Here is a 12,417-nt window from a genome sequence, read left to right on the forward strand (position 1 = left end):
GCAAACGGGCTATGCGAATATTGTCATGCTGTAGAGAAATGACAATTCGTTCAATTCACCATCGATCATGTCCTGCCAAAATCTCAAGGCGGCACAGATAATCTCGATAACCTTGCCCTTGATTGCTTTCATTGCAATCGCCAGAAGTATACAAGAAATACTGCGATCGATCCCGAAACAGAAATAGAAACTTCTCTATTTAATCCCCGTAGCGATCGCTGGCAAGATCATTTTGTCTGGTCTAACGATAAACTGAAATTATTAGGCACTACCCCAACAGGACGCGCCACTGTGAAAGCTTTAGACTGTAACCGCGATCGCTTAATTAGCATTCGGATTGCAGATATAGCCATAGACCGACAACCGCCAATTGACGATCCGATTGAGTAGCAAAATAACCATGAAAGACTATCACATCAACATTTTCTACAGCGAAGAAGACGAGGCATATATTGCCGATATTCCTAACTTGAAATATTGCTCAGCGATCGGTGAAACTCCACAACAAGCACTCCATGAAGTAATGCTCGCTAAAACCGCATGGCTAGAAGCTGCAAAAGCAGAAAACAAAACAATTCCAAAACCTCGTTATCGCCCCGTAATTTATCAAATTGTGGCTTAAAAAAATTTATAACCAAAAAAAGCGGCGCATTGCGCCGCTTTTTCGTTTTCTAACCGTATGCCTTCACCATCAACTCCTTCAGATCCACAATCAAAGGATAGCGAGGATTTGCACCAGTGCATTGATCATCAAAGGCTTGTTCCGCCATCGTCTCCAAATGGGACATAAAGAACTCCTCACTCGTACCCTGCTCAATTAGCACATCCTTAATCGTGGCAGGAATATCCACCTGACGCTTGAGGTCTTCCACCGCCGCAATTAATAGCTCCACCTTCTCATCATCAGTCTCGCCGCCGAGATTTAGATAATTAGCAATTTGGGCATAGCGCCACTTGCTATTGGGATATTTGTTTTGCGAGAAAGTCGTTTGCTTAAAGGGAACATCGGTGGCGTTGTAACGGATCACATGGGTGATCATCAGCGCATTGGCGAGTCCGTGGGCGATGTGGCAAGTGCCGCCCAACTGGTGGGCGATCGAGTGACACAAGCCTACAAAGGCAAATCTTGTCACTCTGATCGAACTTTACAAGAGCTATAATTTTTATCAGTATGAATTATGAAAGCAATGCTATTCAAACCGCATAGTAAGACATTTGCCACTTCTTTAGGTTTTGGCTACTTGACAGCAATGACAGCTATTGATGCTCTAGATGCCCAGCCATCTAAAACAAAGGGTAATGTCGATTGGATTTTGGTGATTGATACATCAGCGTCTATGGTTGGTGAAGGTGGCACTAAAAATATCTTTGCCCAAGTTAAGCAGACCGTCTCGGATTTTGTTAATAAGTCTCAAATTGGTGACTCTATAACTATATTTACTTTTGACAAAGATACAACGCTAAGAAGCAATCTAAATATTAATAGTCAATCTGAGCAGCAATCAGCCAACCAAATTATCCAACAACTTCAGGCTACTGGACAGAATACACACATTGGGAAAGCTTTACAGGATGCCTTAAATTATTCGATCAAGCTAGAATCTCGCCATAATAATGCAAATAGAAACACTAGCATTATTCTTTTTACAGATGGTATTGAAGATACTACGGGAATAACTAATCCTGTTTCTATTCCCAGTAACTTGGCATTAATTAATAATTTAAACCGCAAGCCTTTTGTTTTTTTGGTTTCTTTAGGCGAAAAAGTACATGAGAGTCAGTTAGATCAATTTGCTAATAACCCAGCATTGAATAATCGCGGTTTGGTATTGCGATCACCAGGGGCGGCTAATTTACTGCAAGCAGGAAACCGTATTCGGCAAGCTGCAAGGGATGCTGTGCCGCCGCCACCTAAAGTAATTGCCCAACCGCAGATTGCCCAAACTAACATTGATTTTGGGCAAATCATTCCAGGTGGTGAGACAGTGCCGCAAATTTTACAGGTTCGTAATAATGTACCTGCAAAGATTGCAATCCAATTAGAAAGCGATGGTAGCAAGGATATCTCTCTGCTTGAGCCTAATGCACCTATTTCAGTGATCCCAAACACTGATAATGACTTGCCAATTCGCCTAAAAATTAGTGATAATGCGATCGCTGGCACAAGAGCGCTAAAATTCACACTCATTCCTGAAATCGATCAGCCAAATATCGAGCCGCGCAATACAACCTTTGCTGGCAATGTGACTATAAATTCACGCTTAAATCTGAGTAACCTAGTCATAGATTTTGATAAGGTCGAACGGGGGCAACTAACCCAGATTAGGAGGATTACAATTCAGGGTAACGATAAAATTACGATTAAGCCAATTGTTGAACCGAGCTATTCAAATCAAGTTTCATTAACTGAAAATTTGCGATCGCTTGATTTGTCGCCCAATAGCCCAGTTGAATTTCCTGTTCAACTTAAGCTTGATGACTCTCTAAAGTCTGGTTCTCAAAAGATCAAAATTATGATGATCGAAGGTAAGAGCGATCAAACGCTTGCCAGTCTGACCGCGAAAGTTGAGGTGCTTGATCCTCTATGGTTTAGGCTTTTGCCAATTATTTTACCTTTGTTGATCTTTTTGGCTATGTTAGGTGGGGTTTGGTATTTGCTCAATAGACCTAACGATTTAGATGGATATTTAGAATTAGAAGATCATGATCAGAGCATCGATCTTGCTAGATTACGCACTAAAAAATTTGATCTGGCAAAGGAGTTAAGAAACTGTTTAGAGCCTGAAATCATATCTGATGAGACAAAAGTTGAGTTGATTGCTGTTAAAATCGAAGGCAAGACCCAAATTTTAATATATCCTAAAAGTGATAATGTCGAGGTAAATGGGTTAGGGGTTTTTAATCAGGAAATTCTTTATGATGGTGATGTCATAACTATTGATGGTCAAGTTAAGGCTACTTTCCATGCCATTGATCATCCTCGACCAAACATCTCTGAATCTGAAGATGAGCAAATCTAATATGATTGTTTTGTCAAAGTCTGATAAACTAATTAAGGTAATTTATAATTAAACTGAATAGTTGATTAGCTCTAGCAAAGCTACTTAGACGACTTCGTGGGGGCTGCTCAGCTTAACCAATATACTTACTTAGTTTACTTTCTGAGGTAAAAATCTTGTCCACTCCAAATCGTCCTCTAACCGTATTTCGTCCGACTGTTGTGATTGGCTTGGGTGGTACAGGGTATGGCGTATTACTGAAACTTAAGCAGAGACTTGTGGAAATATACGGCAAGGTTCCTCCTGTGATTAAGTTGCTATCGATTGATACAACCGAAAATGAACAGAATAGGGAAAGTACAGCACAAGGAGTCGCCGTATCCCTAGATCCTAGCGAACTTTACCAAATATCGATCACTAATCCTAGTAACATCGTCAGAAACAGAAATATCCAAGAATGGTGGCCGCCGCAAGTTAACGCTAATTTAGGTATTGAGAGGGGTGCAGGTCAAGTACGAGCAAGAGGACGTTTGGGGCTATTTGCTAAGAGTGCGGACATTTTTGGATTGATCCATCATGCGATCGCTAATGTTAGAGATCTGAGAAATAGTCGCCAATCTTTTCAAGATGAGTTATTGGTTTCTAATACTGGGGGAGTCGAAGTATTTATTGTCGGTAGTATTGCGGGTGGAACTGGTAGCGGGACTTTTCTTGATGTCGCTTTTATGGCACGGAATGGCGATCCACAAATTTCAATCACAGGAATCTTAGCCTTACCCCGTGTATTTGCTAACAAACCTATCACTGAAATGGTGAAATCAAATGCCTACGGAGCGCTTAAAGAAATTGAGCATTTCTGGCAACCTCAAACCACAGAAATTGATTACGGATTACGTCAATTAACGATAGAGAGATCGCCTTTTGATTTATTGTTTTTGATTGATGGGATTAACGAAGCGGGCCGTATGATCGGCGAACCTAAAGACCTACAAAATCTAATAGCCGATGGATTATATGTGCAGGTCGCATCGCAAATCGGAGTAGACAATAATAACTCCAATGACAATATTAAGGGAATGCTATCTGAGCGTAAAGTTTGCAAAAATCGTTTTTGGGTAAACTATTGCAGCTTTGGTGTCGCTTCTCTGACTCTACCAACTAAGGATGTGCAGAGACTTCAGTGGCAAGATAGCTGCAACCTAATAGAGCAGCATCTGTTGGGGCAATCACAACAGTCTATCGATTCGGAAGATGAAATAGAATCTTTAATGCAAAGTTTTGGTTTGCAAGATCGAACTGTGATCGATGCCTTGAGTGAAAAAGAAACTGGCGGACAATTAAGTTTTCCCTTCTCAATGGCTGGCTTTGCCTATACCTCTGGCGCAGATCGGCGCATCAAGGAAAAGCTGACCCAACATATGAGCAGCATGGAAACATCTGTAGTCAGTAGGATTAGAGTCAACTATACCACTTTATCAAAGCGTATTATTCAATCAGTTGAAAATTGGTGGCAAGAAAATGTCAATCGGGAGAATGGGCTAGACTATTGTCAGAAAGCGTTGGAAATCCTAACGTTGAGGTTAGAAGAATCTCAACGTAGCTATCAGTCGAAAGCGAGAGATTTTGAACGTCAGCAGAAAGGAGTGCGCCTAGAAGATCGAGAAGCGAAAATCCGCGAAGCAGCCAGTGCTATCTTGAGCAAAGAGAACAAAGTCACAGCAGCTTGTCAGGAATACGCCAGATTGGTTACACAAATGAGCCAATATTATCTCAATTACAAGAGATATGACAAAGCAGCTGAGTTAATGGGAGAGGTTTTGTCTCTGATTAATAAATTTTTGGCTCGACAAACAGAAGTTAAGAGCGCTCTTAATCAACTAGTAAGAAATTTTCAACAGAAAGTTGCTACCAGTAGCGCCTCAGTAGACAATCCCAATCTTTTTGTTCACACATTGCAACGCTTTAATATTGCCGATGTTAAGCCACAAATAGTCTATGAAGACTTTTTGATTTGGCAGAAGGAACAAAACTGCCGTGTATCCGATTGGGGGAGCTTAACTGTGGGAGAGTTGCAAGAAAAGATCACTGCTTTTATTGCTGAGAGATATGGTGTGTTGACAGATCTTTCTGTAGAAGAGGCTTTGCGACAGAGTACTCCTGACCAAGCTGGCGAGGACTTAAAACAGCTTTGGGATTTAGCCTGTCCATTGTGGCGATATGACGAGGCAAAAATTCCGATTGAAGATGCAGGGACAATTCATGAGACTTGTTACTATGGAACCGCAGATGCGAATACTTCGATTCTCAATGATCCGATTATTCAGCAGCAATTGCCCAGTCGTGGGAATAAACCCAGTATTGTCTCCACAGGTGATTCCACCCGAATCACCTTATTTCGAGTCAGAATTGGTGTGCCTTTGTTTGCTCTGCAAGGAATCGAAGAGATGAAACAACATTACGATGATCCTGGACGTGCTTTTAAGCATTTACACAAGGATTGGGCATCTTTTTCAGATCTAATACCAACAGATGATGATGATGATGCTATGGAATGTTTTGCCCTAGCCTTAGCATTAGGAATTATTCAAAAGCGAGGTAAATCTTTTCAAACCTCGGCAAGGCTGACAGGTTCTAGAGTAGTGCGAGATATCAAACTGGCTGATGATCGGGTGGGTGCTTACAACGAGTTTAAGCATAGGAAAAACAAAGAGCTTCTTGAATTAGTCAAAGCGCAAGTCTATGATCGTCTAGCGCAAATGGACAAAGATGGTGGGCAAGATAAAGTTTGCCAGTTTCTTAATGATTATGCTAATGATCTGAGTGCAAAACTAGAGGAACAGTTGCAGAAGAGAGTAAAGATAGACTCAACTTTGCAACAACAAGTTGAAGCCGAGATTCATGCAATTGAGAACCATTTAGACCATTTAGATACATTGTAATTTTGAGAGAATAAGCTATGAACTTTATTCCCGCGATCGTGATCGCCGTTGATCCCTATAGCACTAGACTTTTGGCTGCGGTGCGGAACAAACTTCAGCAGCGATATCCCCAAATTGCAGCTTTGGTTCAGTTTCGGGCATTAGTTGCTAGTGAGGGTAAGCTATCTGAAGATTTGGATGCTTACGCCTGTCAAGACTTTGACTTAATTAGCGATCGCCTCAATAAATCTCTAGCTGGCAGTGAATTAATGGCGAGTTTGGAGCAATCGTCAATAGCTTTACTCAGAAGTGGTAGTGATCCTAATGTGCTTTCTGCTGCCGAACAAGCGGGAATTAATGTATCACCAAAAAGGCGTATTTACTGCTTTGCCACGACTGCCTACCCAACTTGTCGTGATACTTTGCCTGTTTACGCTGACTTACTAAGATTTCTACTAAACAGGTTGTTTGCGGGGCAGTCAAACAGCTTAGAGCTAGTTGCTTTACTACCTTCGCTATTTGAGAACGAAACCGAACAAGCTTGTGCTGATACCTATGGATTTTTTAAAGTCATCGATCATCATCTATCTGAAAGTCGCCGTCTAAATAATCCCATGCGCTTTGATAACCATTGGCTAATTGATCGCACCAATAGCGAAAGAATTCAAATGCCATCTTTCCAAAATGGTTTAGATGCGTATTCTGAAATCATATCTACATTTCTAATTCGTGAGCCAGACGCTTTAGGGATCGCGGTTGGCGATACTGTCATTAATGAAAAAGTGGCGGCTTTTAGCAGCTTTGGCTGTAGTGAAGTGATATTCCCAGTTAATGAAATTATTAGACGGCTCTATTTAACTCTTTCAAGGGATATTCTAGATACAGCATTTTTAGCTGAGTTTGAAAAAACTCGCGAAAATTATCGCCGTCTGCTTTTAGATACTAAGGCTTTTGTGTTGCAGCAATCCTTTAGCGAAGCCTTTGATGAAATTGAACAACCAAGAGGTAAGCGGATTTGGCAAGATTTTTCGCCAACTATCTCTGAACCCAGTTTGGGGCTTACGCAAAACTTCGTTGACAACCTCAAGAATCAAAAGCAAATATTTCGTGACCAAAGACTATTGGGATTTAAACGAGTTGCAGAAGAGTCTAGTTCTTTAGCCAAGACTAAAATCAATCAACTATTAGAAAATTCAGTTACACAGCAGTCTGATTCTATTGATTCTGGATTAGATAGAGTATCGCAATTTTTAAAGCTTTTAGTGGACTTCTCAATTACAGGTAATACAGATATTTTAGGTGAAGAACCGCAGAATCTCATTGTCAATAAACGTAAATTAAGCCTCAGTTTGGATAGCAATTTAGGCATCACAATCAGCCGAGAAGAGTCAGAGAAATGTTTGCAGCGTATTGCTGAGTTAAGAGTCGAGCTTGCTGCCTTAGAAGACGCTGAAAAAAACCTGCTTTTTATAGATCCCACTGCCAAAAGTATTACAGAAAACTGGCAGTCTCAGAATGATTTTGGTGAAATTCCCGATCCAGAAATTAATCAAGCAAATGATCAGGAAGGAAATGAACAACAGGAAGTACCAGACATTAGCCTGTCACAAAAGATTTTGCTAAAGAGAGCCGAATTCTTGGAAATATGGCAAAAATTACAAATTGCGATCAGGTCAGAGGACTATGCCGCAGAACGAAATCGTCAGAATGCGATCGCGGATAAAGAAGAAAAACTCAGGCAGGAAATTGATCGGGCTGAGAAGGATTTATATACCAAAGAAAAAGATTGGGAAAGATGTCGCGATCGCCTAGATGATGCTTTAGAGCGTAAGCGTACCTTTCTGATGTTGTATTTGGTATTCTATTTAGGTGGGATCGTTTTAGTTACAGGATTGTTAGCGATCACTGCTGCCATTTTTGGTTTCTTGGGCGCGATCGGTGGCTTGATATGGCTTATTTCAGGAATTGCTTTAGCGGTTTGGTTGGTAGCATTTATTAAAAATCTGATCGCAGTTAGTGAGGAAGTAAAACAAGCCACCACCCAATTGAAAAACAGTCAACGTAGTTTTAAAGCCGCAGCCACAACATTACGGCGCAATCATAACGAGCAACTCAAATTTGAGTTTGACCTCTACTTACAACGAATTCGCGCTGATGTTGCTGATACAGCAATTGCTTCGGCACAGAGATTAGAGGCTAGTCTTACGCGGACATTGGATTGGTTGCATCAACTGCGTTATCACTTTGAGCAGAAAATTCAAAGTATTGATATTCCTGAGTCAGTTATTCGCAGTAGTATTATCTCCATCCAAGACATTGACTCAGTTTACACAAGCCTATTTCCTGACATAAATCGCACTGCTAGTTTATTTACAGAAAATGAAATTCAGCGATCGCAGGTTTTAGCAATAACCCGTAATCTATTTGAGGTAAAAATAGAGGCTTACACGAAAGAAAAGTTTGAACATCTTTCTAGGTACTCCCTAATGGATGTTTTAAATGGAAATTCTGAATTCCCACTGTCGAATAATTCTGATGTAATCTTGAAAAAGTTTTACAGGGTTTCGCAACCTCTAGTGCAACTATTCCATACAAGTATGGATAGTATTGCTACCAACGCTCAAGATTTGACATTATGGAGAAATAATGATGGCAGTGATGAAATATTGAACTCCTTACGGCAGCTTCGCCAAAATATTACTGTTTATGAAAGTGATGATCGCCATAGCTTGACTCTGTTGGGTAGGCAGATGGGCTTCCCTTTGTATTTCTTAAGCAGCATCGAATTTTATCGACTTTGCTATGACAAAGTTGGCGATCGCATAGACATCGAAAACCGTAGTTTAGATGACATTATGCCAACTCAAGAATTTCATGAAGCTTGGGAAATATTACTATTAGCGATCGCGCTTAAAGTCGTTACCTATGACAAAAAGCAATATCTTTTCAATAACAAAATGTTAGGAACAACTCGCAGAGCGATCGCTGAAATATTAACTAGAGAATATGCACAACAGCAAATATACGATCAACTCATGGAGTTTACAGAAAATGCAAGGTTATGCTCCGATGCAGAAACTATCTATGAGAGTTTAGCCAAACTAGAGCAGCGTCAAGATTGGGAAGTATTAGAAAGCTCTGAGCGAAATCTCATTGACAATATGTTATGCGAATACAATCCACTAAACAATCCACTAAACTAAAAATATCATTTTCTCAAACGAAAGAAGCGGCACAATGCGCCGCTTCTTTAATTTCTAGCCGTATGCCTTCACCATCAACTCCTTCAGATCCACAATTAAAGGATAGCGAGGATTTGCACCAGTGCATTGATCATCAAATGCCTGTTCCGCCATCGTCTCCAAATGGGACATAAAGAACTCCTCACTCGTACCCTGCTCAATTAGCACATCCTTAATCGTGGCAGGAATATCCACCTGACGCTTGAGGTCTTCCACCGCCGCAATTAATAGCTCCACCTTCTCATCATCAGTCTCGCCGCCGAGATTTAGATAATTAGCAATTTGGGCATAGCGCCACTTACTATTGGGATATTTGTTTTGCGAGAAAGTCGCTTGCTTAAAGGGAACATCGGTGGCGTTGTAACGGATCACATGGGTGATCATCAGGGCATTGGCAAGACCATGGGCGATGTGGCAAGTACCGCCCAACTGGTGGGCGATCGAGTGGCAAACACCTAAGAAAGCATTGGCAAAAGCCATCCCTGCGATCGTGGCGGCATAATGCACCTTCTCCCGCGCTTTGGGATCTTTCGCGCCATTTTTATAGGCACTGGGTAAATACTTGAATAAAAGCCTAATTGCCTCCAGCGCCAAGCCATTGGTATATTCCGAAGCAAGGACGGAGACATAGGCTTCGATCGCATGGGTGAGGGCATCGATACCGCCGTAAGCAGTGAGCCGCTTGGGAATATGCATCGTCAATTCGGGATCAACGATCGCAATGGTGGGAGTCAGCGCATAGTCAGCAAGGGGATATTTGATATGAGTTTTCTCATCGGTGACAACCGCAAAGGGCGTAACTTCGGAACCAGTGCCTGAAGTGGTGGGAACCGATACCATAATTGCCTTTGCGCCCAAAGGAGGGAGCTCGTAAACACGCTTACGAATATCCATAAAGCGCATGGCAATTCCTTCAAATTCAATATCGGGATGCTCGTACATCAACCACATGATTTTGGCAGCATCCATGGGCGAACCACCACCAAAGGCGATGATCACATCGGGATGGAAGCTATTGCAAATGTCTAAACCTTTGCGAACCGTTGCTAGGGATGGATCAGGCTCGACATCGTAAAAGGTGTAATGGGCGATGCCAATTTCTTCGAGGCTGTCAGTAACTTCTTTGGTCAAGCCCAGTTCATAGAGAGGGCGATCGGTGACAATCAGAGCGCGTTTGCGATCCTTGAGGTCGCGCAGTGCCACAGGCAAACATCCCGCTTTGAAATAGATTTTTGGGGGAATACGGAACCACAGCATATTTTCGCGGCGTTCGGCGGCGGTTTTAATATTCAATAGGTGCTGCGGCGTGACGTTGGCGGAGATGGAGTTACCACCCCAAGAGCCGCAACCAAGGGTTAACGAAGGATCAAGGCGGAAGTTATAGAGATCACCGATCGCCCCCTGTGAGGATGGTGTATTGATTAAAATCCGCGAGGTTTCTAACTTGCTCTCAAAATAACGAATATTGGTTTGATTGCTAGGGGCGGTATAGAGGGATGAGGTATGTCCATGTCCGCCAAAAAGCACCAAGGCTTCGGCTTTGTCAACAGCATTCAAAAAGTCCTTAGCGCGATACATCGCCAAGATCGGCGAAAGCTTCTCATAGGCAAAGGGTTCGCTCTTATCGATCGCCTCCACTTCACCAATCAACACCCGCGTATTGTCGGGGATCGTGAATCCTGCCACTTCCGCAATCACCGATACCGACTGCCCCACGATCGCCGCATTCAAACGTCCATCGGTGAGGATCACATTCCGAATTTGATCCCGTTCCTCAGCATTGAGAAAATACGCACCGCGCTTAATAAATTCTTCACGCACCGCATCGTAAATTTCGTCAACCACCACCACCGACTGCTCGGAAGCGCAAATCGTGCCATTGTCAAAGGTCTTACTGAGAATAATCGAGCTTACCGCCATCTGAATATGGGCAGTTTCATCAATAATGGCAGGGGTATTGCCAGCGCCCACACCGATGGAAGGATGTCCCGAAGAATAGGCAGCCTTGACCATGCCAGGACCACCCGTTGCCAAGATCAATTTGATCGATGGGTGCTGCATCAGCGCTTGAGACAGTGGCACGGTCGGCTCATCAATCCAACCGATAATATCCGCAGGCGCACCCGCCGCGATCGCCGCATTCAAGACAATTTCCGCCGCCTGTCTGGTACAGTCCTTCGTGCGTGGATGGGGCGAAAAGATGATCCCGTTGCGGGTTTTCAAAGCAATCAGCGCCTTAAAAATTGTCGTGGAAGTGGGGTTAGTTACAGGTACGATCCCCGCCAAAATGCCCACGGGTTCAGCGATGCGTTCATAGCCAAAGTGCTTGTCTGACTCAATTACACCGCAGGTTTTATCATTCTTATACTTGTTGTAAATCATTTCCGAAGCAAAGTGATTTTTAATCGCCTTGTCTTCAATCACCCCCATTCCCGACTCTTTCACCGCCGCCTTTGCCAAGGGAATCCGCGCCGCATTTGCCGCCAGCGCTGCCTTCTTGAAAATATAATCAACCTGTTCCTGTGAGAAAGTGGCAAACTCGGCTTGAGCCTTCTTCACTCGCCCAATCAACAGTTCCAATTCTTCAACATTCGTAACCTTATTTGCAACTAGCATAATCACTCCTGATTCAATTCTTTGATTTGATTTGCTTGCATATATCCTTGATCGATATCACTCTGCAAACATCTTAGCTAGAGTAGCAAGCACTATTTCTTGTTCATCTTGACTAATTCGACCTAATTTTTTAATTAAACGAACCTTATCAACGGTACGAATTTGATCAAGAATTATTTGACCATTCTTCCCTTGAAATTGACAAACAAGGCGAGTGGGATATTCTTTCCCTTTGGTAGTCATTGGCGCAATGATCACTGTAGAAATGTAGAGATTCATATCGTCAGGGGAAATGACTAAGCAAGGTCGAGTCTTCTTAATTTCACTACCAACAGTGGGATCAAGATTAACCAAGAACACATCAAACCTTTCAACTACCATTCCCACGCAACCTGATCCCATGCAGTTTCCGTAACTTCATCTAAAAGTAGATCATCACCATTACGAGCCATCGCTGCAAAAGCTTGATCCCAGCCTGCACGAGGGTGAGGAACTTTACAGATAGTCAGACAATCTCCTTGGATTGCGATTTCAACCTCTGTATCAATACCACTCTGCTCCAAAAGCAATTTTGGTATCCGAATACCCTGAGAGTTGCCAATTTTGACGATTTTGGTTCTGATTGATGCGCTCATATTAGGA

The 12,417-nt window shown here is 42.5% G+C and carries 9 protein-coding genes and 1 pseudogene; 5 read left to right on the forward strand and 5 right to left on the reverse strand.

The window, feature by feature from the left end; genetic code table 11:
- Window positions 1–9 precede the first annotated feature (9 nt).
- A complete protein-coding gene (locus H6F44_RS23450; protein WP_277874089.1) occupies window positions 10–132 on the reverse strand; it encodes a hypothetical protein in 123 nt (40 codons plus the stop codon).
- On the opposite strand from H6F44_RS23450, the gene H6F44_RS00685 reads away from it, so the two are divergent.
- Together H6F44_RS00685 and H6F44_RS00690 are read left to right on the forward strand one after the other, a co-directional pair.
- Window positions 73–390 (forward strand): HNH endonuclease, encoded by a 318-nt coding sequence (locus H6F44_RS00685; RefSeq protein ID WP_242016380.1) that lies wholly within the window; start codon window positions 73–75, stop codon window positions 388–390. The two genes, H6F44_RS23450 and H6F44_RS00685, sit on opposite strands and share 60 nt — an antisense overlap.
- A 10-nt stretch (window positions 391–400) precedes the next feature.
- Entirely contained in the window at window positions 401–622 is a 222-nt protein-coding gene (locus H6F44_RS00690; RefSeq protein WP_190348987.1) for a type II toxin-antitoxin system HicB family antitoxin, read from the forward strand.
- A gap of 49 nt (window positions 623–671) precedes the next feature.
- Here H6F44_RS00690 and H6F44_RS00695 read toward each other — a convergent pair.
- Window positions 672–1,121 (reverse strand): annotated as a pseudogene (locus H6F44_RS00695) (bifunctional acetaldehyde-CoA/alcohol dehydrogenase); the annotation flags it as partial.
- A 57-nt stretch (window positions 1,122–1,178) separates the two neighbouring features.
- Between H6F44_RS00695 and H6F44_RS00700 the strand changes: the two are divergent.
- From H6F44_RS00700 to H6F44_RS00710, 3 genes are all read left to right on the forward strand, one after another.
- Window positions 1,179–3,020, forward strand: coding sequence for a vWA domain-containing protein (locus H6F44_RS00700; protein WP_190348988.1), 1,842 nt, complete (start codon window positions 1,179–1,181; stop codon window positions 3,018–3,020).
- 155 nt (window positions 3,021–3,175) lie between these two features.
- Complete coding sequence (locus tag H6F44_RS00705) at window positions 3,176–5,938, forward strand: tubulin-like doman-containing protein (RefSeq protein ID WP_190348989.1); 2,763 nt, start codon at window positions 3,176–3,178, stop codon at window positions 5,936–5,938.
- A gap of 17 nt (window positions 5,939–5,955) precedes the next feature.
- Window positions 5,956–9,120 carry an AAA family ATPase gene (locus tag H6F44_RS00710; protein ID WP_190348990.1) on the forward strand — a complete coding sequence of 1,055 codons (3,165 nt, stop codon included), beginning with the start codon at window positions 5,956–5,958 and terminating at the stop codon, window positions 9,118–9,120.
- Between the two features lie 54 nt (window positions 9,121–9,174).
- On the opposite strand, the gene adhE is transcribed toward H6F44_RS00710, so the two are convergent.
- From adhE to H6F44_RS00725, 3 genes are read right to left on the reverse strand one after another with little or no spacing between them, the layout of a single operon-like run.
- Window positions 9,175–11,775, reverse strand: coding sequence for a bifunctional acetaldehyde-CoA/alcohol dehydrogenase (adhE, locus tag H6F44_RS00715; protein ID WP_190348991.1), 2,601 nt, complete (start codon window positions 11,773–11,775; stop codon window positions 9,175–9,177).
- 57 nt (window positions 11,776–11,832) lie between these two features.
- Window positions 11,833–12,156 (reverse strand): type II toxin-antitoxin system PemK/MazF family toxin, encoded by a 324-nt coding sequence (locus tag H6F44_RS00720; RefSeq protein WP_190348992.1) that lies wholly within the window; start codon window positions 12,154–12,156, stop codon window positions 11,833–11,835.
- The gene (locus H6F44_RS00725; protein ID WP_190348993.1) at window positions 12,150–12,410 is read right to left on the reverse strand and encodes an AbrB/MazE/SpoVT family DNA-binding domain-containing protein; all 261 of its coding nucleotides are present in this window, start codon (window positions 12,408–12,410) and stop codon (window positions 12,150–12,152) included. The genes H6F44_RS00720 and H6F44_RS00725 overlap by 7 nt, the downstream gene beginning before the upstream one ends.
- Window positions 12,411–12,417: the final 7 nt, after the last annotated feature.

Source organism: Pseudanabaena cinerea FACHB-1277 (assembly GCF_014696345.1).
GTDB classification, from domain to species: Bacteria; Cyanobacteriota; Cyanobacteriia; order Pseudanabaenales; family Pseudanabaenaceae; genus Pseudanabaena; species Pseudanabaena cinerea.

Coding starts and splice junctions, on each gene's coding strand:
- H6F44_RS00700 (WP_190348988.1), top strand. CDS start 1,179: ATGAAAGCAATGCTATTCAAACCGCATAGTAAGACATTTGCCACTTCT.
- H6F44_RS00690 (WP_190348987.1), top strand. CDS start 401: ATGAAAGACTATCACATCAACATTTTCTACAGCGAAGAAGACGAGGCA.
- H6F44_RS00720 (WP_190348992.1), bottom strand. CDS start 12,156: ATGGTAGTTGAAAGGTTTGATGTGTTCTTGGTTAATCTTGATCCCACT.
- H6F44_RS23450 (WP_277874089.1), bottom strand. CDS start 132: ATGAAAGCAATCAAGGGCAAGGTTATCGAGATTATCTGTGCCGCCTTG.
- H6F44_RS00710 (WP_190348990.1), top strand. CDS start 5,956: ATGAACTTTATTCCCGCGATCGTGATCGCCGTTGATCCCTATAGCACT.
- H6F44_RS00725 (WP_190348993.1), bottom strand. CDS start 12,410: ATGAGCGCATCAATCAGAACCAAAATCGTCAAAATTGGCAACTCTCAG.
- adhE (WP_190348991.1), bottom strand. CDS start 11,775: ATGCTAGTTGCAAATAAGGTTACGAATGTTGAAGAATTGGAACTGTTG.